Origin of the sequence: Mesorhizobium sp. B1-1-1 (assembly GCF_006442955.1) — a bacterium.
GTDB lineage: Bacteria > Pseudomonadota > Alphaproteobacteria > Rhizobiales > Rhizobiaceae > Mesorhizobium.
Genome location: NZ_VFWW01000008.1, coordinates 135,280 through 162,080, shown reverse-complemented (window position 1 = coordinate 162,080; position 26,801 = coordinate 135,280). Strand labels below are relative to the sequence as shown.

The window sequence follows — 26,801 nt, the reverse complement described above, 5'->3', positions numbered from 1 at the left end:
CTCGAAACCACGCCATTCAATCCGGCCTGATGAATTCCCTTTCGGGATTTGACCAAGCTGGTTCGATGATGTGAAGCCCTTGGAAGCTTGTGTGCGGCTTCCCGGCCGGTCGTCAGAGAGCTTGCAGGCTCAATCGTTCTGGGGGCGCATGCCGAAGGTGGCGGGCTTTAGGCCGTAGCGCATGTCGAAATCATCGTCCGATTGCACGCGTGCGGCCGGCGGCTTGCGGTAGTCGGGATCGCCGGCCTGGCGGCCAGAATCGACCACTTCGGCAAAGGCCATCGCCTGCTGCTGCGGCTTTGGAACGTTGCGAAGCCGTTCCACGATCGTCACCAGATCGACATCGTCGCCGGTTTTCGACGACATGGCTTGTTCGCGCTTGGCCGTGCCGGGGATCAGTTCAGCCGGCAGTCTCTCGAACTTCAGCCGCATCGTCGTGGCCACGCCTTCGCCGAAGGCGATCGCTTCGCGCTGGCCCATGGACGACAGGAAAGCAAGCGTGGAGGCGGACGAGTCGGCGATGGCCGAGCGGATGATCGCCTGGTCGTGCTCATTGGCGAGCCGCATGGCGAAGAAGGTCGAGCACTGCGACAGGATGGTCGGGTCGAGTTCGCCCGGGCGCTGTGTGACGACGCCGAGATAGCAGCCATACTTGCGGCCTTCCTTGGCAATGCGCGACAGCGCGTGCCTTGTCGGCGCGAAGCCGAGGCGCGCATCGGCCGGCATGTAGCGATGCGCTTCTTCGCACAGCAATAGGAGCTGCAGCTTGCCCTCGCTCCACAGTGCAAGGTCGAACGCCAGGCGCGCCAGCACCGAACAGACGGAATTGACCACTTCGGACGGCATGCCGGCCATTTCGAAACAGGTCACAGGGCGGCCGTTATGCGGCACGCGGAAGATGTTGCCGATCGTCTCGTGGATGGTGTCCTCGATCAGGCGCGAGTTGAACATGAAACGGTAGCGCGGATCGGCTGCCGCCGATTCGATGCGCGTCTTCAGCGATTTGAGCGTCGGGCGCTCGTTCTTGCTTTCGAGCATGCCCATGCGCTCGTCAATCTGCTTGAGCAGATCGGCAATGCGGTAGGGCACTGGCGTATCGGCGGTCAGCGCATCGCTGCCGCGCCTGAGATAGGCACCGGAATTGGGGTTGCGATAGAGGTTTTTGGCGAGCGGAATGAGGTCGCGCAGCGCATCGATCTCGTCGGGCACGGTCTCGCGGCCGCGAAATAGAACCTCGGCGAATTCCTCGAGCCGGAACATCCAGAACGGAAGGTCGAGCGTCTTGGAATCGACCTTGACGCAATATTCGGGCAGCGACGCGGCGAATTCATTGTGCGGATCGAGGATCAGGATGCGCAGATCCGGCCGCGCCGCGATCGATTTGCGCAGCAGCAGCGAGACGGCGGTGGACTTGCCGACGCCGGTGGTGCCGACAATGGCAAAGTGGCGCGCCAGCGTGTCGTCGATGGCGATGTTGGCGGCGATCGCCTCGTCCTGCGACAGCGAGCCGATGGTGATCGAATGACGCCCGGCCAGATCGTAGACGGCCTGCAGGTCACGGCTGCGGATGCGGTGCGCGATGGCGCCTATATGGGGATAGGTGGTGATGCCGCGGTCGAAGATCGGCTTGGAGCCGGGTTCGGCGCCGTCGCGCACTTCGCCGATCAGCTCGATGCTGACCTCGATGGCGTTCTGGCCTTCGCTGTTCCAGGCGCGATCCGACTTGCCGATCGCATAGACCAGGCCGACGGTGCGTGTCGTGCCGAGATTGACCGAGATCATCTTGCCGACCGTCCACAGGCCGGTCACCGCGCCGTCGACGTCGTCCGCAAAGGCGCTGATGGTGGCGCGGGCGCCGTCGCATTGCACGACATTGCCCAGGATGCGCCTGTCGTTCTGTTCGGCGTTGCGGCGCTCCTGCGATGTCGGTTCTCCGACCGAGGCTTCGCGTTCGACATACATGGACAGGCCAATCCCCATTTTCCCTCACGTCGAAGCCTACAGGAACGGGGTTAAGGTCGAGTGTGGCCGGATGGTGTAGGGAGGATTAAGAAGCTGGTGAAAATTGTCGCGACAAGGCTCTTTTCCAGCTGTCGGATTTTCGCTATAATAAACGAATGAATGATATAGCGAACGATATCTCCTCCACAATCGGCAGACGGATACACGCCGAGAGGACGATACGGGACTGGTCCCTGGCCGAACTCGCCGAGCGCTCCGGCGTCTCCAAAGCCATGCTGAGCACGATCGAGCGCGGCATGACCAGCCCGACGGCAGCGCTCTTGGTGCGGATCGCCGCCGCCTTCGGCATGACGCTGTCGACCCTTATCGCACGCGCGGAATTGCAGGGCGGCGGCTTGCTGCGGGCGAGCGACCAGCCCGTCTGGCGCGATCCCGACACCGGCTATGTCAGGCGGCATCTTTCGCCGGCCGGCGACATGCCGCTCGAACTGATCAGGGTTCATCTGCCGGCGGGCGCCAAGGTCAGCCTGCCCGCGGCATCCTACGCCTTCATCAAACAGCAGATATGGCTGATCTCCGGACGGCTGGAATTCACCGAGGGCGATCTGGTGCACAGGCTCGAGCCCGGCGACTGTCTGGCGCACGGCGCGCCGTCGGACTGCACCTTCCATGCACTCGAGGCGGGAGCCGACTATCTCGTCGCGCTGGTCAGGGCCTGACATCATGCCGAGACGTCCAAAGCGCTCCCACAATGGGGGACCGCCGCTCGACGACTACAAGGGGCCGCCATGGGGCAAGGGCGATCCTTATATTTTCCTGGCCTGGCAGGCCGCGCATGCCAAGGCGTGGAAAGCACCGAGCCGCGACGTCATGCTGATGCGCGTGGACAAGGCGGAACGGCTGGGACTTACCTATGAGGAATACACGCTCGAACTCCTCGAACGCGGACGCCACCTTCAGGAAGAGGACACCGAACGCATCGCCGCGATCAAGGCGGCGCGCAAGGGAAAGCGATTCAGCGCTTTCGATTGACGCCAGTTCGACCGTATCGATCCTTCCATCTCAGCCAGGCAGAACGAGCATGCATTCCATCGAGATCAGAATGTTGACGCAGGACGCGCGGACACAGGCGTTGCTTGGCGATCTTCTGGTCGAAACGGTTGCCGCGGGCGGGTCGGTGAGCTTCATGCATCCGCTGGCGCCGGAAACCGCCCGCAGGTTCTGGGACACGTCGCTGACGGCGGCCGCAAGAGGTGAGCGGGTGGTGCTTGGCGCGTGGGAGGCAGACACGCTGGTCGGCACGGTCACGCTGCTGCTCGACTGTCCGCCCAACCAGCCGCACCGGGCCGAGATCGCCAAGCTGATGACGCGCCTCGATCGTCGAGGCAAAGGCGTGGCGACCCGCCTGATGCAAGCGGCCGAGGCCCTTGCGGTGGAGAGGGGCCGCACGCTTCTGGTTCTGGATACGGCGACCGAAGAGGGGGCGTCCGGGCTCTATGAGAGGCTGGGCTTCACGCTGACCGGGGAAATACCGGACTATGCATTGAAGCCCCATGGCGGGCTGACCGGCACGCTCATCTACTGGAAGCGCATCGGCCGGTGAACGTCATGTCGGAGATGGCTCGCCGAGGCGCGACAGCAGCCATTGGCGGAAATCCTGCTCGGCACCGGTCAGTCGCGCGATCGGTGCCTTGGTCAGAAAATGCCCCGATGTGCTCGGGAGCTCGAAATCGGAAAGCCTGGCCAGGGCCTTGCTTTCGAGTGCCGCGTCAATCAGCGGCCGCGAGCCCAGAAGCACGCCCGCGCCGGCTCGCGCAGCCTCCATCGCAGCCACGAAGCTGTCGAAGCGATGCGAGCGCCTGGGGTGACCGGCCAATCCCGCCGCGGCGAACCATTCCGCCCACATCTCGCGCGCACCGGCGACCAGGAGCAGCGGCAGGGATGTCCAGTCGGCATCACTGGCCAAGGCCGGGGCGGCCACCGGCACAAGCCGCTCGGCGGTCAGCCTGTCGGCCAGGCGTCCGGGAAAGGATCCGTTGCCGAAACGGATGTCCAGCGCTGAGCCCGGCAGGTCATAGTCGGTCGGGCGATGGATCGTCACCAGGTCGACATGGATGCGCGGCAGCGCCTTGGCAAGGTCGGGCAGCTTCGGAACGAGCACCAGCAAAGCGAAAGAGATCGGCGCCCGCAAGGTGACGTTCTCGACGGCGCGGGGCTCGAACAGTTCCGCCGTGCTGCTGCCGATGGTGGCGAAGGCTGATTGGATGTGGGGCAAGTAGGCGGCGCCCTCCGGCAACAGTGCGACGCCCCGCGCCAGCCGTGAGAACAGACGCGTCTTCAGCCGATCCTCGAGCAGCCGGACATGCTGACTGACGGCCGCCTGGGTCAGGCCGAGCTCGGCGGCGGCCGCCGTAAAATTCGAAAGTCGCGCCGCTGCCTCGAAGCTGCGCAGCCAGTCGAGCGGGGGCAATGTGGGGACGGTTCTCGCAGGCATTACGGTTTTCCAGCCATTGACCGAAAAATGATAATTTCAATTATACCTTCCGCTCGATCAACATGCAATCGAGGCCCCGCTGAGCGGACTGCGGGGCGCAATGGACAGGAACATCTCTATGTTGACCGATGCGCTGATAGGCGACGCAGGAAGAATGATCGAACTGGGCTGGAAGGACGGGACGCGCTGCCGGTTCCATGCCATGTGGCTTCGCGACAACGCACTCGACGACAAGACACGCAGCGCCGGCAACGGCCAGCGACTGATCACCATCCTCGATATTCCAGCCGAGACGCGGATCGGTGCCGCTTCGATCAAGGGCAATGCGGTGGAGATCAGATTCGTGCCCGAGAAGAAGACGGTCAGCTTTCCCGAGGCGTGGCTTCGAGCCAATGCCTATGATCGCGCCGAGGCCCGTCAGTCCGGATGGACCGCCGACGCGGTGCAGCGCTGGACAAGGGCGACGATGCAGAATTCGGTGCCGCGCGCCGGTTATCCGAAGGCAAGCCGCAGCCGCAGTGTGCTGCGGGAATGGCTCTTGGCGGTGAGGGTCTACGGTTTTGCAGTGATGGACGGACTGCCGGCCGAATCCGGCGCTCTGTGCAAGGTCTCCGACCTGTTCGGCTACATCAGGGAGACCAATTACGGGCGCTGGTTCGAAGTGCGCGCCGAGGTCAATCCGAACAATCTGGCCTACACCAATCTCGGCCTCCAGGCGCACACCGACAATCCTTATCGCGACCCGGTGCCGACGCTGCAGATCCTGTCCTGTATCGAGAACACGGTGGAGGGTGGTGAGTCCAGCGTGGTCGACGGGTTCGCCGTGGCGGCCGCATTGCAGGCCGAGAATCCCGAAGGCTTCCGACTCCTGAGTTCGCATCCTGCCCGTTTCGAATATGCCGGATCGTCCGGCGTGCGGCTGCAGGCGAAGCGGCCTATGATCGAACTCGGGCCGGACGGCGAACTGATCTGCATCCGCTTCAACAACCGCTCGCTGGCGCCGACAATCGACGTGCCTTTCGCCGAGATGGATGCCTACTACGCCGCCTATCGCCGCTTTGCGGAGTTGATCGAGGACCCGGCTTTCGAAGTAACGTTCAAGCTTGAGCCGGGGCAGGCCTTCATCGTCGACAACACCCGCGTCATGCATGCGCGCAAGGCGTTTTCGGGAACCGGGAAACGCTGGCTGCAGGGCTGTTATGCCGACAAGGACGGCCTGCTGTCGACGTTGGCGGCGATCGAGCACGGTTTCAAGGAGGCGGCGGAATGAACGCACATGATCTGAACGCCGGCAACATCGTCGAATTCATCGCCGATATCTTCGAGCGCCGGGGAGCCGAATCCTATCTCGGCGAGCCGGTGACGATGTCCGAGCATATGCTGCAGGGCGCCTGGCTCGCAGAGCAGGATGGTGCGCCGGAAGAACTGGTGGCAGCAGCCCTGCTGCACGATATCGGCCACTACACCAGCGAGTTCGGTACCTATTCGCCCGATGACGTCGAGGACAAGCACCATGACGAGGCCGGCGGCGAGGTGCTGGCGCCGTTCTTCCCGCCGGTCATCGTCGAATGCGTCAGGCTGCATGTCTCGGCCAAGCGCTATCTCTGCGCCACCGACCCGACCTATTTCGACAAGCTGTCGCCGGCATCAGTTCATACGCTGTCGTTGCAGGGCGGGCCGATGAGCCCGGACGAGGTGGCCGGGTTCCGCAAGAACCCGTTTCACGAAGAGGCGGTGCGCGTCCGCATCTGGGACGAGGGCGGCAAGGTCGCCGACATGAGGACGCGCACGTTTCGCGACTATGTGCCGTTGCTAGAACGCGTGGTGGCGCGGTTCGCGGCCGACCAGGCGGCGTAGCCGATCGCACCGATCAGGAAAGGAAGGCGCGGTCCAAAACCGCGCCTCCCTCGGTTTTTCGCCACGATCTGGCTTATCCCTTGTGGTGAACCTGCTGCAGCCCATAGACGGGCGTCGCAATGCCTTCCTGCCTGGCCTTCAACTGCAGCGACAGGAACTGCGAATAATGGCGCGACTGGTGCAGGTTACCGCCATGGAACCAGAGCGCCTCCTGCTGCGTCGGCTTCCACATGTTGCGCTGCTCACCTTCCCATGGGCCGGGATCCTTGGTGGTGTTCGAGCCGAGCCCCCAGCATTTGCCGACCTTGTCGGCAACCTCCTTTGAGATCAGCTCCGCCGCCCAGCCATTCATCGAGCCGTAGCCGGTGGCGTAGACGATGACGTCCGCCGGCAGTTCGGTGCCATCGCTGAGCAGGACGGAATGTTCTTTGATCTCGGCCACATCGACGCCGCTCTTGAGCTTGATGGCGCCATCGATGATCAGCTGCGAAGCGCCGATATCGATGTAGTAGCCTGAGCCACGCCTGAGATATTTCATGAACAGGCCGGAGCCGTCGTCGCCCCAGTCGAGCATGAACCCCGCCTTTTCCAGGCCCTTGTAGAACGCCGCGTCGCGCTCCTTCATCTTCTCATAAAGCGGAATCTGGAACTCGTGCAGGATCTTGTAGGGCAGGGAGGCGAAGATGAGGTCGGCCTTGGCGGTGGTCATACCGTTCTGCACCGCCTGCTCCGAGTAGAGCGCGCCAAGCCCGATATCCATCAGCGTGTCGGATCTGACGATGTGGGTGGTCGATCGCTGCACCATGGTGACGTCGACGCCGGCTTCCCACAGTGCTGCGCAAATATCGTGCGCGGAATTGTTGGAGCCGATGACGACAACCTTCTTGCCGGCATATTGGTCGGGGCCGGGGTGCTTGGAGGAGTGGTGCTGATCCCCCTTGAAAGTCTCCATGCCCTTGAACTTCGGCAGATTGGGACGGCCGGACATGCCGGTGGCCAACACCAGCTGCTTCGGCTTCAGCGTGATGTCCTTGCCGTCGCGGTGGACGACAACCGTCCATTCCTTCTTCTCCTCGTCGTAGGAAGCGCTCTTGGCCTCGGTTGAGGACCAGTAATTCAGCTCCATCACCTTGGTGTACATTTCCAGCCAGTCGCCGATCTTGTCCTTGGGCGAGAAAACCGGCCAGTTCCGGGGAAAATCGATGTAGGGCAAATGGTCATACCAGACCGGGTCGTGCAGGCAGAGCGACTTGTAGCGCTTGCGCCAACTGTCGCCGGCACGTTCATTCTTCTCGATGATGATCGTCGGCACGCCGAGCTGGCGGAGCCGCGCGCCAAGCGCGATGCCGCCCTGGCCGCCGCCGATGATGACCGTATAGGGCTGCGTCTTGAAGCCAAGCTCGGCCGCTTCCTTTTCGCGCTCTTCCTTCCAGGTCGGGCGGTTCTTGCCGGAGCCGTGCTTGGCGCCCATCGGCCGGGCGAAGCCGGCCGGCTCTTCATGCCCTTTCAGCTCGACCATCGTGGTCAGCAGCGTCCAGATCTTGCCGTCCTTCAACCTGATATGGCCGAAGCCGCGCGCCACATCCGTCTCGAAGCTGGTCCAGCCGTCGATCACCCCGTTCGCCTCGGTCGCGTCCTCGCCCCTGGCGATGGCGAAATGTGATGGCTTCGTCTTCGACAGCTGGCTTTCCAGCATGTCACGCACCTGATCGCGGCCTTCCATGGTCTTAATATTCCAGGTGAAGGTGACGAGGTCGCGCCAATAACAATCTTCCTGGAAGCATTCGACCGCCTTGTCGACGTCGCCGGCGGCAAGGGCCGCGCCAAATCGTTCGAGAAGGTCGGAAAGCTTCCTGTTCGGGGCCTTGTCGAGCATCAGTTTCCTCCGCGTTTTTGTTGATCGGCCTCGTTGCGAGCTGCCTTTGCCGAGCTTGGGGTCCGGCCTCGGGCAGTATCGCGGCAAACCATGGGCCGCGTCACGTCGCCAAATAGTTCGCTTTGTTTTCAAGGGTTTGACCAGCGACCCGACGTCGAGCCGGGTCTAAATGACGGCGTGCGCGTGCTTCGTGCCATGCACCGGGCAAGCCGGCATGAAAGCGGAATCGACCCCATTGACGAACGGCTGCTTTCACCCTTATGGTTCGCCACCATGAAAAAGGCACTCATTCTCGTAGGAAGGCGCGTGGGCAAGGCGGTGTAACCGCCGGGCGAAAACCTCCCATGCGCAACACACAGGCTCCCTCGGGGGCCTTTTTTATTGCCTTAAACACGACTAAACGACCAGCAAATCGCCAGATGGCGGACAGTACGGGACCAAACCGATGAGCAACGGACAGAGCGAGCGGCGCGAAATGACTGGCGCCGAAATGGTGGTGCAGGCGCTGAAGGACAATGGCGTCAAGCATGTCTTCGGTTATCCGGGCGGCGCGGTTCTCCCGATCTATGACGAGATATTCCAGCAGGACGACGTCGAGCACATCCTGGTGAGGCACGAGCAGGGCGCCGGCCACGCGGCCGAGGGCTATGCGCGCTCGACCGGCAGGGCAGGCGTCATGCTGGTGACATCGGGTCCGGGCGCGACCAACGCGGTGACGCCTTTGCAGGACGCGCTGATGGATTCGATCCCGCTGGTGTGCCTGACCGGGCAGGTGCCGACCTCGCTGATCGGTTCGGACGCTTTCCAGGAGTGCGACACGGTCGGCATCACGCGCCCCTGCACCAAGCACAATTGGCTGGTGAAGGACGTCAACGAACTTGCCGCAACCATCCATGAGGCCTTCCATGTCGCCACCACCGGCCGTCCCGGTCCTGTCGTGGTCGACATCCCGAAGGACGTGCAGTTCGCCAAGGGTTTTTACGTTTCTCCGCAAACCGCGCCACGCACCAGCTATCAGCCGAAGGTGCAGGGTGATCTGGAGAAGATCAAGGCGGCGGTCGAGCTTTTGGCCGGTGCCAGGAAACCGATCATCTACAGCGGCGGCGGCGTCATCAACTCCGGTCCGGAAGCGAGCCATCTGCTGCGCGAACTGGTCGACCTCACCGGTTTCCCGATCACCTCGACGCTGATGGGGCTCGGCGCCTATCCGGCATCTGGCAAGAACTGGCTCGGCATGCTCGGTATGCACGGCACCTACGAAGCCAACATGGCCATGCATGACTGCGACGTGATGGTCTGCATCGGTGCGCGCTTCGACGACCGCATCACCGGCCGGCTCAACGCGTTCTCGCCGAACTCGAAGAAGATCCATATCGACATCGATCCGTCCTCGATCAACAAGAACGTCCACACCGACGTGCCCATTATCGGCGATGTCGGCCGGGTTCTGGAGGATCTCGTGCGGCTGTGGCGGGCAACCGCCAAGGCCGACAAGAAGGCGCTCTATCCCTGGTGGGAGCAGATCGCCAAATGGCGCGCGCGCGATTCGCTCGCGTACAAGATGAACAACGACGTGATCATGCCGCAATATGCCATCCAGCGGCTCTATGCCCTGACCAAGGACATGGACACCTACATCACGACGGAGGTCGGCCAGCACCAGATGTGGGCGGCCCAGCACTACCATTTCGAGAAGCCGAACCGCTGGATGACGTCCGGGGGGCTCGGCACGATGGGTTACGGCCTGCCGGCGGCACTGGGCGTGCAGATCGCGCATCCGAACGCGCTGGTCGTCGATATCGCCGGCGACGCTTCGGTGCAGATGACGATGCAAGAGATGAGTGCCGCGGTGCAGTTCGACGCGCCGATCAAAATCTTCATTCTCAACAACCAGTATATGGGCATGGTGCGGCAATGGCAGCAGCTGCTGCACGGCAACCGGCTGTCGCATTCCTACACCGAAGCCATGCCTGATTTCGTCAAGCTGGCCGAAGCCTATGGCGGCCACGGTATTCGCTGCGACAAGCCGGACGAGCTGGACGATGCCATCAAGGAGATGATCTCGGTCAGAAAGCCGGTGCTGTTCGACTGCCGCGTGGCGACGCTCGCCAACTGCTTCCCGATGATCCCGTCGGGCAAGGCGCACAATGAGATGCTCTTGCCGGACGAGGCGACGGACGAGGCGGTGGCCAACGCCATCGACGCCAAGGGCAGGGAACTGGTTTAGCAGCGGACAGAGGCAGGGCTGTCGCGAGAAGCCGTGCGTAAACAGAGATTAGATCCAAGAGTTTGAAGTCGAGATTCACATCATGAACGCACAGCTACAACCGACCGGCTCCGCCTATTTCATCGCCAAGGAAACGGAAAAGCCCGAGAACCACACGCTTTCAGTGCTGGTCGACAACGAGCCGGGCGTGCTTGCCCGGGTCATCGGCCTGTTTTCCGGGCGCGGCTACAACATCGAGAGCCTGACAGTCTCGGAAACCGAGCATGAGAAACATCTGTCGCGCATCACCATCGTGACGCGCGGCACGCCGCATGTGCTGGAGCAGATCAAGCACCAGCTCGAGCGCATCGTGCCGGTCCACCGCGTCGTCGACCTCACCGTGCGCTCGCAGGAGTTCGGCCAGGAGCGGCCGCTGGAGCGGGAACTGGCGCTGGTCAAGGTCGCCGGCACCGGCGAGGCCCGCGTCGAGGCGCTGCGCCTGGCGGATGCCTTCCGCGCCAGCGTCATCGACGCCAACACCGAGCATTTCATCTTCGAGATCACCGGCAAGGGCTCCAAGCTCGACCAGTTCATCGCCATCATGAAGCCGCTCGGCCTGGTAGAGATCTGCCGCACCGGCGTGGCGGCGATGAACCGTGGCCCGCAGGGGATGTAGCACCGGTAAGTTTCTCCACAGCGTGACGACGGGATCGGCCACCGGCCGAGGGTGGCATTTGTGCGGTCGTTGGAAGTGACAATAATACTGGCTTATCTGGGAGGATATCATGTCGCTCGACGCATTCCTCGCCTTGCTTGTCTACGCCTTCGTGACCTCGATCACGCCCGGGCCTAACAATCTGATGCTGCTCGCCTCAGGTGTGAATTTCGGCCTGGTGAGGAGCGTGCCGCATATGTTCGGCATCAGCATCGGGTTTCTTGTCTTGCTGCTGGCGGTCGGCCTTGGTCTTGGCGCCGTGCTGACGGCGTTCCCGGCGCTGCACACCGCGCTCAAGATCGCCGGCGCCGCCTATCTGCTCTACCTTGCCTGGAAAATCGCCATGTCACGCTCGCTCAGCGGCAAAGGCGAGACGAAGGCGCGGCCGATGCGTTTCATCGAGGCGGCGGCGTTCCAGTGGGTCAATGCCAAGGCCTGGGTGATGGCGATCACCGCCATGGCCGTCTACTCCAATCCGGAGCATCCGTTCCTGTCGGTGGCGCTGATCTCGGTGGCCTTCACCATCGTCAACCTGCCGAGTGTTTCAGTGTGGGCGGGATTCGGCACGGCGCTGCGCGGTTTCCTGTCCGATCCAGTGCGGCTGAAATGGTTCAACATCGCCATGGGCGTGTTGCTGGCCGCGACGCTTTGGCCGATGCTGCGGTGAGTTGTCCAGGTTCGCGATCCGGCTTTTGCACGCGATCATGGTGGCCAGCCCATGCATTGTGCAGTGCACATTAAATCTTCGTAATGCCGTGTTTTGGCCCTTTTCCGCCAAAGCCCTGTCCTATCTATTCAGCGAAATCGCGGCAGGGCGTCGTGATTTGAGCTAGAATACGACCACCTGGCTATGGCGTGTCGGACGGAGAGGGTCTTTTGTCGATGCGTGGAAAAGTCATTCTTTCATTGCTTGCGGTCGCCTGCGCAGGCGCGGCCTGGCTCTATCTGTCTCCCGATGCGCTGAGCAGGGCCCGGCAGATCATCGGTGTAAATCAGGTCGCGTCGGACAAGCCGGCGCCGGATAGCCAGGATCCGCAGGCAGGGGGCAAGCAGGCGGCTGGCGGCACTGGCGCCCGTTCGGCCTCGATCATCTCGGCCACGGCAACGACGGCCGATTTCCCGGTCCGGCGCTACGCCATCGGCTTCGTCTCCTCTCCCGCCGTGGTCAGCATCAACGCGCGCGTGTCCAGCCAGATCGTGTCGATCGACGTCAAGGACGGGCAGATGGTGAAAACCGGCGATCTCCTGTTTTCGCTGGATGACCGTGCCTTGAAGGCGCAGCTCGCCAAGGATCAGGCGACGCTCGCCAAGGATCAGGCGCTGCTTGCCAGTTCGAATTCCGATCTTCAGCGCGCCAAGGATCTTGTCGCCAAGCAGGCCGGTACGCAGCAGACCTACGACCAGGCCGTTGCCGCGCAGAAGGCGGCGGCAGCGACTGTCGATGCCGACAAGGCGACAATCGATGCAGACAATGTCCAGCTTGGCTTTGCCAGGATCACCGCGCCGATTTCCGGCAGGCTTGGCGCGGTCAACGTTGCCGTGGGCGATCTCGTGACCACGAGCAATGGCAGCAGCAGCACCTCGACCCCGCTCGTCACCATCACCCAGATGGATCCGCTGCAGGTGAACTTCAACCTGCCCGAAAGCAATCTTGCGCTGCTGCACAAGGCACTGGCAAAGCCACAGCAAGGGGCAGTGACCCTGACCCAGGACGGCGACCCGACACCCATTGGCAAGGGCACGCTCGATTTCGTCGATTCCAGCGTCGATACCGCTTCCGGCACCATCGCAACGCGAGCCAGCATACCCAACGCCGATCTGTCGCTGTGGCCGGGCCAATATGTGAATGTCGTGCTCGACGCCGGCATCATGCCGCAGATGACGTCCGTCCCCACGGTCGCGGTGCAGCCCAGCCAGAAGGGGCCGTTCGTCTATGTGGTCAAGCCTGACAACACAGTCGAAATGCGGCCGGTGCAAGTGGCGCTGACCGTGGGTCAGAGCGCCGCCATCAGCGATGGCCTGAAAAGCGGCGAGAAGGTTGTTATCGAAGGCCAGACGCGACTGAAGAACGGGGCTGCCGTGCACGAAGGCAAGGCATCCGCCGGATCCGGCGACCAGGCAGCACCCAAGATCGCGCAAGCGGACAAGGCCGGCGAGGCGGCCCAATGATCTCCGAGTTCTGCATTCGCAGGCCTGTCGCCACCCTCCTGATGTCGTTCGCCCTCGTTCTGGGCGGGCTATTCGCCTACAAGTTCCTCCCGGTGGCGGCGCTGCCCAGTGCCGAATTCCCTGTCGTCAACGTCTCGGCTCAGCTACCCGGAGCCTCGCCGGAAACGATGGCAACGTCGGTGGCGACGCCGCTGATCAAGCAATTCGCCACCATTGCCGGAATCGATTCGATCTCGACCACCAACTCGCTCGGCCAGACCTCGATCGCCATCCAGTTCGTGCTCAACCGCGACATCGATGCCGCGGCCGCGGACGTGCAGGCAGCGATCGCGCGCACGCAAAGATCGCTGCCGCCGCAGATGACCTCGCCGCCGAGCTATCGCAAGGTCAATCCGGCCGACGCGCCGATCCTTTTGATGTCGCTGGTCAGCGATACGGTTCCGCTGACCGATCTCGATGCTTTCGCCGAAAACGTCATCTCGCCGTCGCTGTCGACCATCGACGGCGTGGCGCAGGTCTCCATCTTCGGCCAGCAGAAATATGCGGTCCGCATCCAGATCGACCCGACCGCGCTTGCCGCGCGCGGCATTTCGATCGACCAGCTGCAGGCGGCGATCGCATCCGCCAACTCCAATACCCCGCTGGGCGTTCTGAAGAACAACAAACAGCAGCTGACGATCACGGCCAATACGCAGCTGACCGACGCCGCCGGATTCTCCAACCTCATCATCGCCACCAAGAACGGTCATCCGGTGCGGCTGGGCGAGGTGACACGCGTCGTCGATTCGGTGCAGACCACGACGACTGCGAGCTGGTATGACGGCACGCGCGCGATCATCATGGCGGTGCAGCGCCAGCCCGACGCCAACACTGTCGACGTCGTCGACAAGGTCAAGGCGATGCTGCCGTCCTTCCAGGACCAGATGCCGGCCGCCGCCCAGATCAAACTGCTCAACGACCGTTCGACCTCGATCCGCCAGGCCGTGGACGACGTGCAGTTCACGCTGCTGTTGACCATCGCACTGGTGGTCATGGTGATCTTCGTGTTCCTGCGCCGCGTTACGGCGACCATCATCCCGGCCGTGGCGGTGCCGATCTCGTTGATCGCCACGCTCGGCGCGATGTTCCTGTTCGGCTTTTCCATCGACAACATCTCACTGATGGGCCTGACGCTCGCGGTCGGCCTCGTCGTCGACGATGCCATCGTGATGCTGGAAAACATCTTCCGCCATATGGAGGAGGATGGGTTGTCGGCGTTCGATGCTTCGCTGAAGGGCGCGCGCGAAATCGGCTTCACCATCATCTCGATTTCGATCTCGCTCGTGGCCGTGTTCATCCCGGTGCTTCTGATGGGCGGCGTGATCGGGCGCATCTTCAACGAGTTCGCCGTCGTGGTGACGGTCGCCATCCTGGCGTCAATGTTCGTGTCGCTGACGCTGACGCCGATGCTGTGCTCGCGGCTGCTGTCGGTGACCAAGGCCGACCGCGAGGCGCATGGCGATGGCCACAGGCGCGATTTCATCACCCGCGGCTACGACCGGATCCTGAGCTTCTGTCTGCGGCACACTTTCCTGGTGTTCCTGGTCTTCATAGGCACCGCGGCGGCGTCGGTGTGGCTGATCGAGGTCTCGCCGAAGGGCTTTTTCCCGCAGGAGGATATCGGCCAGATATCGGTGACGACCATTGCGCGCCAGGACATCTCGTTCGACGCCATGGCAAAGCTGCAGGGGCAGGTGGCCAGCGTGTTCTCGCATTCGCCCTATGTCGACCATGTTGCGTGGTCGGCGGGCAGCGGCAACAATGCGCTCAACCAGGGGCAGCTTTTCGTCCAGCTCAAGGGCAAGGACCAGCGGCCCAATATCGAGAAGGTGCTTGCGGATCTACGCAAGCAATTGGCCGGCGTCGCGGGCATCGAGACCTACATGCAGCCTGTGCAGAATCTGAGGCTGGGTTCGCGCTCGTCTGCCAGCGCCTACCAGCTCGTGGTTCAGGGCCTCGACACCGGCCAGACAGACATCTGGGCGCAGAAACTGAATGACGCGATGGCGGCCGATCATGCGACCTTCACCGACGTCACCAGCGATTTGCAGAACAATGCGCTGCAGGCGACGCTGGTGGTGGATCGCGACAAGGCGGCCCAGCTCGGCATCGACACCGACACGCTGCGCTCGGCGCTTTATGGCGGGTTCGGCACCGACCAGGTTTCGACGATCTTCGGCTCCGCCGACAGCTACGAAGTCATCACCGAGCTCGATCCCAAGATCGAGTGGTCGCCGGAGCGGATGCTGGCCATCCAGATGAGGACGGCGAGCGGCTCCCTGGTTCCGCTTGGCGCCTTCGCCCGGGTCGATCGCACGGCCGGCGCCTTGACGGTCAACCAGCTCGGCCAGCTTCCGGCCGTGACGATCTCCTATAATCTGCCGCAAGGCGTGGCGCTCGGCGACAGCGTGAGCCGCATCGACGCGCTCAAGGAGCAGATCGGCATGCCGGAGACGATCTCGACCAGCTTTGCCGGCACAGCCAAGACCTTCCAGGATTCGCTCGCCAACCAGGGCCTGCTGATCGGCGGCGCGATCCTGACCATCTATATCGTGCTTGGCATTCTCTATGAGAGCTTCATCCATCCGCTCACGATCCTCACAGGCTTGCCATCGGCTGTGCTGGGGGCGGTTGTCGCCTTGCGCTTCGCGGGCATGGACCTGTCCGTCATCGCGGTGATCGGCATCCTGATGCTGATCGGCATCGTCAAGAAGAACGGCATCATGATGGTCGACGTCGCGCTCGAATTGCGACGAGAGGGCATGTCGGCCACCGAGTCCATCCACAAGGCCTGCCTGATGCGGTTCCGGCCGATCATGATGACGACCCTGGCCGCCTTGATGGGCACGTTCCCGATCGCGCTCGGCACGGGCGCCAGCGCGGAGCTGCGCCAGCCGCTGGGCGTCGCCGTTGTCGGCGGTCTGCTCGCCTCGCAGGCGCTGACGCTGTTCGTCACACCGGTAATCTATGTCTACATGGAAAATTTCTCGGGCTGGCTGGTCGGGCTGATGCCGAAGCGCAAGCCCGAATTGCATCTGGTCGAAGCGGGGGATCAGCCTTCGCTGTTCGACGATGATGACGAAATCCGAGGCGAGCCGCAAAAGACGGCCGCGGAGTAGTGTATCCGCGTCGCGCCCACTGGCCCAAGTCGTCATGCTTGCGGCCGGCGGATCGCAGCCGTAGTTTGTGGCCATGTCCCACGATCATGACCACGACAACGAACTCGATCCGTTTGCCGCTCGCGTGCGCGCGCTGGAAACCATTCTCACCCGCAAGGGATTGATCGATCCGGCCGCGATCGATGTCATCGTCGATACCTACGAGACCAAGATCGGTCCGCGCAACGGCGCGAGGGTGGTGGCCAAGGCCTGGAGCGATCCCGCTTTTGCCGACTGGCTGAAGCGCGATGCGACGGCGGCGATCGGGTCGCTGGGCTACACCGGCCGGCAAGGCGAGCACATGCAGACGGTGTTCAACACCGAAGAGACGCACAATCTCGTCGTCTGCACGCTGTGCTCCTGTTATCCATGGTCGGTGCTCGGCCTGCCGCCGGTCTGGTACAAGGCGCCGCCATACCGCTCGCGCGCGGTCATCGATCCGCGCGGCGTGCTTGAGGAATTCGGGCTGACGCTGCCGGCCTCAACAAAGATACGCGTCTGGGATTCGACGGCGGAGTTGCGCTATCTCGTCGTCCCGATGCGGCCTCAAGGAACCGATGGCTGGAGCGAGGAGCGCTTGTCCGAATTGGTAAGCCGCGATGCCATGATCGGCACCGCGCTGGCCCAAAAAACGGAACAAACGGGGGAGCCGGCATGAACGGCCCGCAGGATCTCGGTGGACAGATGGGATTCGGACCGGTGGCGCCGGAACGGGACGAGCCGTATTTTCATGCCGACTGGGAGCGGCGGGCGCTCGGCGTGACGCTCACCGCCGGCGGAATGGGCGCCTGGAATATCGATGAGAGTCGGCATGCGCGGGAATCGCTGCATCCGGCCGACTATTATGCCTCCAGCTACTACCAGATCTGGATCAAGGCGCTGGAAACCCTGCTCAAGCGCCATGGTTTCGTCAGCGAGCGTGATCTCAAGGCAGGCGAGGCGATCGATGCGGCGGCGACGCCCAAAAGAGTGCTGAAGGCCGATGACGTTCCGGCCGTGCTGGCCAAGGGCGCTCCGTGCAACCGGCCGGTCGAAACGGCGCCGCGGTTCAGGGCCGGCGACCGCGTGCGGACCAGGAATTTCAATCCGACCGGCCACACCAGGCTGCCGCGCTACGCGCGTGGCAAGCATGGGAGGATCGAAGCGGTGCGCGACGGCTTTGTATTCCCGGACACCAACGCGCATGGGCAGGGCGAGAACCCGCAATGGGTCTATACGGTGGTTTTCGACGGAGCCGAGATCTGGGGCGACGGGGCCGATCCGACGCTGACCGTGTCCATCGATGCCTGGGAGAACTATCTTGAACCGGCCTGAGGCGAACGGGCCTGCCGGTCTGCCCGCCGGCCTCGATGCGCCCGTCTTCGCCGAGCCCTGGCAGGCCGAAGCCTTCGCGATGACGGTGGCGCTGCACGACAAGGGCCTGTTTTCGTGGAGCGAGTGGGCGCAGGCACTGTCGGCCGAAGTGAAGAAACCCGGCGCCGGGGCTGACGGCCATGACTATTACGAACATTGGTTGGCAGCGCTGGAAACGCTGCTGGCGTCGAAAGGATTGGCCGCCAAGCCCGATGTCGATGCGATGGCACGGGCCTGGGAGCGCGCCGCGCATGCCACGCCGCACGGCAAGCCGATCCTGCTGGAGAACGATCCGCACGCCGTCAGGTGATCGTGCGGACACGCCGCCCGTTCCCTTTACGTTCCCGTCCTCGCCTGATAACCTTGTTTGCCGCCGGCTGCCTCGATGGCGGTGGCCGCCATCTTGTCTTTCCCTTGCGAATCCGGTCACACGATCAGATGGAATTTTCACCCCAACAGGACGAGGCGCTGCAGGCGGTCGCGCGCTGGCTCAAGGCCGGCAAGCCGCAATTGTTCCGGCTGTTCGGCTATGCCGGCACCGGCAAGACGACGCTGGCGCGCTATTTCGCCGAACATGTCGACGGCCAGGTGCAGTTCGCCGCCTTCACCGGCAAGGCGGCGCAGGTGCTGCGCTCCAAGGGCGCGGTCAATGCCCGCACCATCCATTCGCTGATCTACAGGCCCAAGGGGGAGGAATCGGTCGAAGACGAGGTGACTGGCAAGACGTCGATGTCGCCGACTTTTTCGCTCAACCGGCAGAGCCCGATCTCGCGTGCGAAACTGGTCATCATCGACGAATGCTCGATGGTCGACGAGCAGCTTGGCCGTGACCTCTTGAGCTTTGGCACGCCGATCCTGGTGCTGGGCGATCCCGGCCAGTTGCCGCCGATCTCGGGCGGTGGCTTCTTCACCGACCACGAGCCGGATTTCCTGCTCACCGAAATCCACCGGCAGGCGCGCGACAATCCGATCCTGCGGCTGGCGCTCGACGTGCGCGAGGGGCGCGAATTCATGCGCGGCGACTACGGCACGGCGCAGGTGATCGGCAAGGAAGACGTCAACCAGGACCTAGTGCTGAGGGCGGACCAGGTGCTGGTCGGCACCAACCGCACGCGCCGCCGCTACAACCAGCGCCTGCGCGAGCTCAAGGGGTTCAATGCCGACTATCCGCAGGCCGGCGACAAGCTGGTGTGCCTGCGCAACGACCCGGCCAAGGGCCTGCTCAACGGTTCGCTGTGGAAGGTGATGACCTCGTCGCGCGAGACGGTGAAACCTGGCATCAACCTCCTGGTGTCGCCCGAAGAGGATGATCCGGACCGCGGTGTCGCCAAGATCAAGCTGCTCAAGGCGGCGTTCGAGGATCCCGACGCCGATATCCCGTGGCAGCAGAAGAAGCGGTTCGATGATTTCGACTATGGCTATGCGCTGACCGTGCACAAGGCGCAGGGGTCTCAGTGGAACGAGATCGTGCTGTTCGACGAAAGCTGGGCGTTCAAGGAAACGCGCCAGCGCTGGCTTTACACCGCGATCACCCGGGCGGCCGAACGGTTGACGATCGTCAGGTAGCGGAGCCCAGTTGCCTGGCGCCGAGCCATTGCCAGGCATCGGCCTCGTCTTTGAAATGCCTGAGTTCGACCGGCGGCGGGGTAGGGAGGAAGTCTCGCGCCTGCGCCGTCCAGTCCGGCTCGCCGATCGCGGCACAACGACCGATATGTTCTGCGGCCTGCACCGCGCCCTGTCGCAGCGTCTCGTCCGATATGTCGTTCCAGTCGACGCCGTCATGATCGATCACGCGCACCAGCACATCGATTCGCGGGTGAAGCGCGTAGGCCGCTTCGAGCAGGCCGAACAGGTTTTCCGCGTCGGCCGCCGAGACATGGCCGACGATATCGATGGCGAAGAGATCCTCACGGTCCGTATCGATGCGCCGGATTGCCGGCACGGCTTCGAGGAAATTCAAGGGATCGTATCCTTTCACAAACGTCATCCGATCTTCTGGAACACCGGAAACCCCCTATCTGTTCCCGTCAAAGGCGGTATAGATGCGCCGAAATCGAGCAGGATCCGAAGCCATGCCCGCAAAGCTTTCCGTCAATCTCAACGCCATCGCCATGCTGCGCAACCGGCGCGACCTGCCGTGGCCTGATGTGATCAGGCTTGGCCGCATCGCGCTTGCGGCGGGAGCGCATGGGCTGACGGTGCATCCTCGCCCGGACGAGCGCCATACCCGCCTTTCAGACCTGCCTAAGATCAGGGCCTTGATCGACGATGAGTTCCCGCGGGCCGAATTCAACATCGAGGGCCATCCGACCGAGCATTTCCTGGCGCTCGTGGAAAAGCACCAGCCGGAACAGGTGACCCTGGTGCCCGACGATCCCTCCCAGGCAACCTCGGACCATGGCTGGAACTTCATCGCCGATGCAACGTTCCTGACACCGATCGTGAGACGCCTGAAGAAGGGCGGTTTCCGGGTCTCGTTGTTCTCCGATGCGGATCCTGCCGGCATAAACGCCGCGCGCGATACCGGCGCCGACCGCATCGAGCTTTACACGGGACCTTATGGCAGTTGCCATGCCGATTCCGCCAAGGCGGCCAAGGAGCTGGAAAGACTGGGAAAAACGGCCGATGCGGCCTTTGTTGCGGGCCTTGAGGTCAATGCCGGGCACGATCTGACGGTGAGCAACCTGCCGGCCTTGGCGCGACGCGTTCCGGCATTGGCCGAAGTGTCGATCGGACATGGGTTGACAGCCGACGCGTTGGAGTATGGCATGGCCGGCACGGTGGGCCGCTTTCTCAGGGCTTGCGGGTGGTAATGGTGGCAGCCTCGCGTGCAAAGCATGGCAGCCATAACGCGACGGTACTTGATATTGCATCGCAGCAAGCGTAGAGCACCGCCCGCTTATCGGAGTGTCGTTCATGGCCCTTGCCAACACTGGTAGTGAGGCAGAAACCGTCGAACAATCGAGCCATCCTGAAATCGAGCAGCACAGCACCAAGGTGTTGATGCTCGGCGCGCTCGGCGTTGTTTACGGCGATATCGGCACCAGCCCGATCTACGCGTTCCGCGAGGCGCTGGTGGCGTCGTCGGGCGGCGAAGTGGCCGACCGTGGCGACATTCTTGGCGTTCTCTCGCTGATCATCTGGTCACTGACGATCATCGTCACCATCAAATACATCATGTTCGTGCTGCGCGCCAACAACCGCGGCGAAGGCGGCGTGCTGTCGTTGATGGCATTGGCGCGCGGCAGTTTCCCGAAGCGCTCGGCGATCATCCTGGGCATCGGTATCGTCGGCGCCTCGCTGTTTTTCGGCGACGCCGTCATAACCCCGGCAATTTCGGTGCTCTCGGCGGTCGAGGGCATGAATGTCGTCACGCCGACCTTCCAGCCTTATGTCGTGCCGCTGACACTGGTCATCCTGGCGGTTCTGTTTTCGGTGCAGCGCTTCGGCACCGGCGGCGTGGCGCTGATTTTCGGCCCGATCACCGCGGTCTGGTTCCTGGCTATCGGCCTGTCCGGCCTCAACCATATCATCGCCGACCCGGAAATCCTGTGGGCGATCAGCCCGCACTATATCGTCGCCTTCCTGATCAATTCGCCCGATGTCGCCTTCGTCACCATCGGCGCCATCTTCCTTGCGGTCACCGGCGCCGAAGCGCTCTATGCCGATCTGGGCCATTTCGGCCGCAAGCCGATCGTGCTCGCCTGGCTGGCGATCGTGTTCCCTTGCCTGCTGCTCAACTATGCCGGCCAGGGCGCCTTCGTGCTGGCCAAGAACGGCGTGGTCGGCCATCCCTTCTTCGAAATGAACGAAGGCTGGACGCTGATCCCGATGGTGGTGCTGGCGACCGCCGCGACGGTGATCGCCAGCCAGGCGGTGATTTCAGGCGCATTCTCGCTGACCAGGCAGGCGGTGCAGCTCAATATGCTGCCACGGCTGGAAATCCTGCACACGTCGGAAAAACAGTCCGGCCAGATCTACATGCCGCGCGTCAACCTGTTGCTGGCGCTGGTGGTGATGATGCTGGTGGTGGGCTTCGGCGAATCCAGCAGGCTGGCTTCGGCATACGGCATCTCGGTGACCGGCAACATGCTGGTGACCACGGTGCTGCTGTTTGTCGTCATGACCCGCATCTGGAAATGGCGGCTGTGGGTGGCTGTCGCGATGACAGCCTTGTTCGGTTTCATCGATGTCGGTTTCTTTGCTTCCAACATCGTCAAGGTGTTCGAAGGCGGCTGGGCCTCGCTGGCGGTGGCCTTCACCATCGTTCTGGCGATGTGGACCTGGGTGCGCGGCAGCCGTTATCTCTTCGACAAGACCCGCCGCAACGAGATCCCGCTCGATTTCCTGGCCGGCAATCTGTTGAAGAAGAAGCCGCAGCTGGTATCCGGCACCGCGGTGTTCCTGACCAGCGATCCGCTCAGCGCGCCGACCGCGCTGATGCACAGCCTGAAGCACTACAAGGTGCTGCACGAGCAGAATGTGATCCTCTCGGTGGTGACCGCGCCGCAACCGGTGGTGCCCGACAGCGACCGGGTCAAGATGGAGACGGTCAACGAGCTGTTCATGCGGGTGACGCTGACCTTCGGCTATATGGAGCAGCCCAACATCCCGCGCGCGCTGGCGATCTGCCGCAAGCAAGGCTGGAAGTTCGACATCATGACGACGTCCTTCTTCTTGTCCCGGCGCTCGCTGAAAGCCTCGCCCAATTCCGGCATGCCGGTGTGGCAGGACCGGCTGTTCATCGGGCTGGCGCGCACGGCGGCCGACGCCACCGAATATTTCCAGATACCGACCGGCCGTGTGGTAGAGATCGGCACGCAGGTGGCGATCTGACTGTCTCGATCGCCTTGGGCTGACGCTTCGGGGGACGGGCATGAGCGGCGAATTGGTGCTTGTCACCGGCGGATCTGGCTTTCTCGGCGCTCACTGTATCCTTGAATTGCTGAAGGCTGGCTACCGCGTGCGCACGACTGTGCGCTCGGCCAGGCGGCAAGCCGATGTCCTGGCCATGCTCAAGGCAGGTGGCGTCGAGCCGGATGACAGGCTCTCCTTTACAATCGCCGATCTCATGAGCGATGCCGGCTGGCCGCTAGCCGCTGCGGGCTGCGACTATGTCCTGCATGTCGCCTCGCCGTTCCCGCCCGGCGTGCCCAAGCATGATGACGAGCTGATCATTCCGGCCCGTGAAGGCGCTTTGCGGGTGCTGCGGGCGGCACGAGATGCCGGTGTCAGACGCGTCGTGCTGACGTCCTCCTTCGCGGCTGTCGGCTACGGCAAGATGCCGCCCGACGGCCGTCCGTTCACCGAGGAGAGCTGGACCGATCCGATGGGAAGGGTCAGCGCCTATGTGAAGTCGAAGACGCTCGCCGAGCGCGCGGCCTGGGATTTTATCGCCGCCGAGGGTGGCGGGTTGGAGCTTGCTGCCGTCAACCCCGTCGGCATCTTCGGGCCTGTGCTTGGCCCGGACCATTCGACCTCCACCGAATTTGTCCAACGCATGATGAATGGAGCCATGCCGGGGCTGCCGCGCCTGTCCTTCGGCGCCGTCGATGCACGCGACGTGGCGGACCTACATGTCCGCGCCATGACCGATCCAGCTGCCAATGGCGAGCGCTTCCTGGCGGTGGCCGGCGATTTCATGACCGTGCGGGAAATCGCGCAAACCTTGAGAAAGCGGCTCGGCAACGCGGCGAAGCGCGTTTCGACCAGAGAGCTTCCCGATTGGCTGGTGCGCATGGTGGGACTGTTCAATCCGGAAGTCGCGCAGCTCGTGCCTGAGCTGGGCAAGGTCAAGAATGCCACCAATGCCAAGGCGGTTCGCATGCTCGGCTGGAAGCCGCGTTCGCGCGAAGACGCGCTGGCGGCGACCGGAGAGAGCCTTATTCGGCACGGCCTGATCAAAACATCGAAGTAGGGGCGGAAAGTCGAGAACAGACTTCCCGCCGCGTGGATTTCAACCTGCCAAGGCAGCCTTGTTCGCCTCGAGGAATTGTCTCAACGTCCTTGGCGTCCTGCCGGAAAGCATCTCGATCGCGTCCGTCACCATGGCGATGCGGCCGGCACGCGTGTTGACGTCGAAGGAAACGACGACGCCGGCAAAATCCTCGGGAACGCCTGATGCCTTTACCCCTTCGGTCAGGACATCATCCGAAACCTGCACGACATCGAGCGGCTTGCCGGTGACTTCGCTGACGAGGGCGGCGATCTCTGCCGTCGTGTACGCTTGCGGGCCAGTCAGCGTGTAGGTTTTGTTGTCGGTCGTGCCAGAAGCGAGACCGGCGGCGATCGCCGCTGCCATGTCTTCGCGTGCGCCATGGGCGATGCGGCCTTCGCCGGCGGACGTGTACCAGTGCCCCGAGGCGATCGCGTGCGGCAGCGCCATGAACAGGTTCTCCTGGTACCAGCCGTTGCGGAAGATCGTGTAGGGGATGCCGCTCGCCTTGATTGCCTGCTCGGTGCTGTAGTGGTCACCGGCAAACAGGACCGGCGACACCGGTTCCGGGTTGGGCATCGAGGTGTAGAGCAGGTGCAAAACGCCGGCGTTTTTGGCCGCCGCGACTGCATTCTCGTGCTGCTTCAGGCGCTTGCCGCTTTTGAGATCGAGATCGCCGGTCGAAATGATCAGCGCCTTGTCGGCGCCCTTGAATGCGGTTTCCAGCGAAATGGCGTCGTTGAAGTCTGCGGCCCTGACAACGACGCCGCGCACCGCCAAATCTGCCAGGCTTTCGGGATTGCGCGTCGTGGCGATGATCTTTGCAGGCGGAGTTTTATGCGCGTCCAGGAGATAGCGGATGACGCCGCGGCCAAGCTGGCCGGAGGCGCCGGTGACGAGAAGGGTTTCGGTCATCGGAGATCCTGATTTGTGCCGAAGCGGCGGGTGCTCTAGTGGTCTCAGAAAGAGACCAGCACTAAAATAGGAATTGACCTGCCACCGTAAAGGAGGCAGTTTTTCGGGAGGTAGGCACATCCAGGGAACCAGCGATGGACGGCAAGGTCACCAATCTGAAATCGAAGCTGGAGATCTACAAAGCGATGAGCGGGGGCGGCAATTTTGCCGATTGTCCGGTTCGCAATGTCATCCACGGCGTCAGCGGCAAATGGAGTTCGCTGCTGATGATGGCGCTGGCCGAGAGGTCCTATCGGTTTGGCGAATTGCGCAGGCTGGTGCCTGACATCTCGCAGCGCATGCTGACCCAGACGCTCCACGATCTGCAGCGCGACGGCTATGTGCATCGCGAAGTGTTCCCAACCAAGCCGCCGAGCGTCGAGTACAGCCTGACCGATCTCGGACATTCGATGTTCGGCGCCTTGCACCAATTCATCCTATGGGCCGAACTCAACCATGATGCGGTGCGTGAAGCGCGCGCCGATTTCGATGCCGCCCAGGCATAAGCCACGGGGCGGCGCCGCGACTTGATTTCACCCGGCCGCCGAAGGATTGTCCCGGCCTATTCGGCTTGGGGGCATTGGCGCTGCCCTTCATCCGGAACAGGCTGGTGGCGACGGTGGCGAAAATCCCCCGGCGCCGCAGTTCCTCGCCTCAATGGTGGCCGGCACGGTGGTCCATCCGTTCAGGCGAACCGGGCTGGCGGAAGCGCGCTGGCCGGATCGTTCTTGCGAATGACCGTCGAAAGATACGATCCCTTCGCCCGCAGGAAGGCATGCAGGCGCAGTGGATAGTCCTGCGCCACGGCATGCTTGACGGACGGGCGTCCACTCAATGCCTGGCGCCAGGCCTGGACGAGCGGTTTGCCGTCCAGAATGCCGAAATCGCCGATCCGGTCGAAGGTATCGATGTAGCGGAAGACAGGGCCGTAGACTGCGTCGACGAGCGAAAAGCGCCCGCCTTCGAACCATGGTCCAGTCCGGCCGGCTTCGCCCGCCAATTCGGTCTCCACACGATCGAACATTTCCGACAGCGTCCGAGACTCGGCAAGGAATCCTGCCTCGGTCGACGCCGAATAGAACCGGCCGACGGCGTTGAGGATGGCTGAGCCATACTCGATCCAGGCACGATGCCGGGCACGGGCATAGGGGTCGGCCGGGTGGAGAGGATTGGCCTCAGTTTCTTCGAGGAATTCGAGGATGACGGCGGATTCGAAGATCACCGTCTCATCGTTCCCCCGCTGCACGCGCAGCAGCGGCACCTTGCCGAGCGGCGAGACCGCCTTGAACCAGTCAGGCTTGTTGGCGAGGTCGATGTCGACGCGCTCGAACGGCACGCCTTTCTCGGTCAGCGAGATCGCCGCACGCTGGACATAGGGGCAAAGGGGATGGCTGACGAGAATGAGGGTGTTGGCATGCTTCATCGGATTTGCCTCTCAATATCGATGCATTCGCATCTATCTAGATGCAAATGCATTGGTCGTCAAGCTTGATGCAGTTGCATCTATCTCTTATGATGCCGTCATGATCGAGACAGCCATGCCATCGCCGGAGGCCATCAAGACCTGGGCACGCCTGATGCGGGTATCACGCCAGCTGGTGGAACGTGCCGAAGACGCGCTGAAGGAAGGCGGCCTGCCGCCGCTTGCCTGGTATGACGTGCTGCACGAACTCGCTGAGGCGGGCGAGGGCGGCTTGCGGCCGTTCCAGCTGATCGAACGAACCCTGTTCGCGCAGTATAATATTTCGCGGCTGCTGGCCCGACTTGAAGCCGATGGGTTTGTCGAGAAGCTGCCGGTGGCTGATGACGGCCGCGGCCAAACCGTCCGCATCACGGCCAAGGGACGAGAGACGCGCCGCCGTATGTGGGCCGTCTATGGCAGGTCGATCGCGGAGCTGGTTGGCGACAAGCTCTCGCCGCAAGAACTGAACACGGTATCGGCCTTGCTCGGGCGGTTGCGCGATCCGCCAGCCGGCGACTGAACATACGCGTTGCGCGGCTGCGGGGACACGGGAAAGACATTTCGTCATTTTGGCCTTGCGCCGATCTTCGGATTGCGCAATATGCCGAACCGTAACGTACG

At 63.0% G+C, this 26,801-nt stretch carries 25 protein-coding genes and 1 pseudogene; 20 read left to right on the top strand and 6 right to left on the bottom strand.

Going from position 1 to position 26,801, the window contains the following annotated elements; genetic code table 11:
* Window positions 1–129 precede the first annotated feature (129 nt).
* A complete protein-coding gene (locus FJ986_RS18165) occupies window positions 130–1,962 on the bottom strand; it encodes an ATP-binding protein (RefSeq protein WP_140495864.1) in 1,833 nt (610 codons plus the stop codon).
* Between the two features lie 155 nt (window positions 1,963–2,117).
* On the opposite strand from FJ986_RS18165, the gene FJ986_RS18160 reads away from it, so the two are divergent.
* Genes FJ986_RS18160 through FJ986_RS18150 form a run of 3 tightly spaced genes read left to right on the top strand, consistent with a single transcriptional unit; the run spans window position 2,118 to window position 3,565 of the window.
* On the top strand, window positions 2,118–2,681 hold the full coding sequence (locus FJ986_RS18160) for an XRE family transcriptional regulator (protein ID WP_140675337.1): 564 nt from the start codon (window positions 2,118–2,120) through the stop codon (window positions 2,679–2,681).
* 4 nt (window positions 2,682–2,685) lie between these two features.
* Complete coding sequence (locus FJ986_RS18155) at window positions 2,686–2,994, top strand: hypothetical protein (protein ID WP_140516495.1); 309 nt, start codon at window positions 2,686–2,688, stop codon at window positions 2,992–2,994.
* 49 nt (window positions 2,995–3,043) lie between these two features.
* Window positions 3,044–3,565, top strand: coding sequence for a GNAT family N-acetyltransferase (locus tag FJ986_RS18150; RefSeq protein ID WP_140495357.1), 522 nt, complete (start codon window positions 3,044–3,046; stop codon window positions 3,563–3,565).
* A 3-nt stretch (window positions 3,566–3,568) separates the two neighbouring features.
* Here the strand turns inward: FJ986_RS18150 and FJ986_RS18145 are convergent, their stop codons facing one another.
* Complete coding sequence (locus FJ986_RS18145; protein WP_140675334.1) at window positions 3,569–4,456, bottom strand: LysR family transcriptional regulator; 888 nt, start codon at window positions 4,454–4,456, stop codon at window positions 3,569–3,571.
* A gap of 118 nt (window positions 4,457–4,574) precedes the next feature.
* Here FJ986_RS18145 and FJ986_RS18140 point away from each other — a divergent pair, with 118 nt between their 5' ends.
* Window positions 4,575–5,726 (top strand): gamma-butyrobetaine dioxygenase, encoded by a 1,152-nt coding sequence (locus FJ986_RS18140; RefSeq protein WP_140675331.1) that lies wholly within the window; start codon window positions 4,575–4,577, stop codon window positions 5,724–5,726.
* A complete protein-coding gene (locus tag FJ986_RS18135) occupies window positions 5,723–6,313 on the top strand; it encodes an HD domain-containing protein (protein ID WP_140495362.1) in 591 nt (196 codons plus the stop codon). Before FJ986_RS18140 ends, FJ986_RS18135 begins: the two co-directional genes overlap by 4 nt.
* 73 nt (window positions 6,314–6,386) lie before the next feature.
* On the opposite strand, the gene FJ986_RS18130 is transcribed toward FJ986_RS18135, so the two are convergent.
* Window positions 6,387–8,189, bottom strand: coding sequence for an NAD(P)/FAD-dependent oxidoreductase (locus FJ986_RS18130; protein WP_140675328.1), 1,803 nt, complete (start codon window positions 8,187–8,189; stop codon window positions 6,387–6,389).
* A 445-nt stretch (window positions 8,190–8,634) separates the two neighbouring features.
* Between FJ986_RS18130 and FJ986_RS18125 the strand changes: the two genes are divergently transcribed.
* The 9 genes from FJ986_RS18125 to FJ986_RS18085 all read left to right on the top strand — a co-directional run bounded on the left by FJ986_RS18125 (window position 8,635) and on the right by FJ986_RS18085 (window position 19,395).
* The gene (locus tag FJ986_RS18125; RefSeq protein WP_140516486.1) at window positions 8,635–10,416 is read left to right on the top strand and encodes an acetolactate synthase 3 large subunit; all 1,782 of its coding nucleotides are present in this window, start codon (window positions 8,635–8,637) and stop codon (window positions 10,414–10,416) included.
* Window positions 10,417–10,498: 82 nt separating this feature from the next.
* Complete coding sequence (gene ilvN, locus FJ986_RS18120) at window positions 10,499–11,071, top strand: acetolactate synthase small subunit (protein ID WP_023676680.1); 573 nt, start codon at window positions 10,499–10,501, stop codon at window positions 11,069–11,071.
* A 109-nt stretch (window positions 11,072–11,180) separates the two neighbouring features.
* On the top strand, window positions 11,181–11,777 hold the full coding sequence (locus tag FJ986_RS18115) for a LysE family translocator (RefSeq protein ID WP_140516483.1): 597 nt from the start codon (window positions 11,181–11,183) through the stop codon (window positions 11,775–11,777).
* A 215-nt stretch (window positions 11,778–11,992) separates the two neighbouring features.
* Window positions 11,993–13,279, top strand: a complete 1,287-nt coding sequence (locus FJ986_RS18110) for an efflux RND transporter periplasmic adaptor subunit (RefSeq protein ID WP_140521169.1) — start codon at window positions 11,993–11,995, stop codon at window positions 13,277–13,279.
* On the top strand, window positions 13,276–16,437 hold the full coding sequence (locus FJ986_RS18105) for an efflux RND transporter permease subunit (RefSeq protein ID WP_140564201.1): 3,162 nt from the start codon (window positions 13,276–13,278) through the stop codon (window positions 16,435–16,437). Before FJ986_RS18110 ends, FJ986_RS18105 begins: the two co-directional genes overlap by 4 nt.
* A 73-nt stretch (window positions 16,438–16,510) precedes the next feature.
* Window positions 16,511–17,134 carry a nitrile hydratase subunit alpha gene (gene nthA, locus FJ986_RS18100; protein ID WP_140521167.1) on the top strand — a complete coding sequence of 208 codons (624 nt, stop codon included), beginning with the start codon at window positions 16,511–16,513 and terminating at the stop codon, window positions 17,132–17,134.
* Window positions 17,131–17,790 carry a nitrile hydratase subunit beta gene (gene nthB / locus FJ986_RS18095; protein WP_140521166.1) on the top strand — a complete coding sequence of 220 codons (660 nt, stop codon included), beginning with the start codon at window positions 17,131–17,133 and terminating at the stop codon, window positions 17,788–17,790. Before nthA ends, nthB begins: the two co-directional genes overlap by 4 nt.
* A complete protein-coding gene (locus tag FJ986_RS18090; RefSeq protein WP_181168352.1) occupies window positions 17,777–18,139 on the top strand; it encodes a nitrile hydratase accessory protein in 363 nt (120 codons plus the stop codon). The genes nthB and FJ986_RS18090 overlap by 14 nt, the downstream gene beginning before the upstream one ends.
* A gap of 128 nt (window positions 18,140–18,267) precedes the next feature.
* Window positions 18,268–19,395, top strand: a complete 1,128-nt coding sequence (locus FJ986_RS18085; protein WP_140516474.1) for an ATP-dependent RecD-like DNA helicase — start codon at window positions 18,268–18,270, stop codon at window positions 19,393–19,395.
* On the opposite strand, the gene FJ986_RS18080 is transcribed toward FJ986_RS18085, so the two are convergent.
* Window positions 19,388–19,789: an STAS/SEC14 domain-containing protein gene (locus FJ986_RS18080; RefSeq protein WP_140495866.1), complete on the bottom strand. Its 402-nt coding sequence runs from the start codon at window positions 19,787–19,789 to the stop codon at window positions 19,388–19,390. The genes FJ986_RS18085 and FJ986_RS18080 overlap by 8 nt on opposite strands.
* A gap of 112 nt (window positions 19,790–19,901) precedes the next feature.
* Between FJ986_RS18080 and FJ986_RS18075 the strand changes: the two genes are divergently transcribed.
* From FJ986_RS18075 to FJ986_RS18065, 3 genes are all read left to right on the top strand, one after another.
* Entirely contained in the window at window positions 19,902–20,642 is a 741-nt protein-coding gene (locus FJ986_RS18075) for a pyridoxine 5'-phosphate synthase (protein ID WP_140675325.1), read from the top strand.
* A 103-nt stretch (window positions 20,643–20,745) separates the two neighbouring features.
* Entirely contained in the window at window positions 20,746–22,665 is a 1,920-nt protein-coding gene (locus tag FJ986_RS18070) for a potassium transporter Kup (protein WP_140495382.1), read from the top strand.
* Between the two features lie 40 nt (window positions 22,666–22,705).
* Window positions 22,706–23,746 (top strand): aldehyde reductase, encoded by a 1,041-nt coding sequence (locus tag FJ986_RS18065; protein ID WP_140675322.1) that lies wholly within the window; start codon window positions 22,706–22,708, stop codon window positions 23,744–23,746.
* A gap of 39 nt (window positions 23,747–23,785) precedes the next feature.
* Here FJ986_RS18065 and FJ986_RS18060 read toward each other — a convergent pair whose 3' ends face one another.
* On the bottom strand, window positions 23,786–24,679 hold the full coding sequence (locus FJ986_RS18060; protein WP_140675319.1) for an SDR family oxidoreductase: 894 nt from the start codon (window positions 24,677–24,679) through the stop codon (window positions 23,786–23,788).
* Between the two features lie 134 nt (window positions 24,680–24,813).
* On the opposite strand from FJ986_RS18060, the gene FJ986_RS18055 reads away from it, so the two are divergent.
* Window positions 24,814–25,224: a helix-turn-helix domain-containing protein gene (locus FJ986_RS18055; RefSeq protein WP_140670207.1), complete on the top strand. Its 411-nt coding sequence runs from the start codon at window positions 24,814–24,816 to the stop codon at window positions 25,222–25,224.
* Between the two features lie 71 nt (window positions 25,225–25,295).
* Window positions 25,296–25,456: pseudogene (locus FJ986_RS30855) on the top strand (FAD-dependent monooxygenase); the annotation flags it as partial.
* On the opposite strand, the gene FJ986_RS18045 reads toward FJ986_RS30855, so the two are convergent.
* Complete coding sequence (locus FJ986_RS18045; RefSeq protein WP_140675316.1) at window positions 25,404–26,141, bottom strand: glutathione S-transferase family protein; 738 nt, start codon at window positions 26,139–26,141, stop codon at window positions 25,404–25,406. The pseudogene FJ986_RS30855 and the gene FJ986_RS18045 sit on opposite strands and share 53 nt — an antisense overlap.
* A gap of 100 nt (window positions 26,142–26,241) precedes the next feature.
* Here FJ986_RS18045 and FJ986_RS18040 point away from each other — a divergent pair, with 100 nt between their 5' ends.
* Complete coding sequence (locus FJ986_RS18040) at window positions 26,242–26,700, top strand: MarR family winged helix-turn-helix transcriptional regulator (protein WP_140516702.1); 459 nt, start codon at window positions 26,242–26,244, stop codon at window positions 26,698–26,700.
* Window positions 26,701–26,801: the final 101 nt, after the last annotated feature.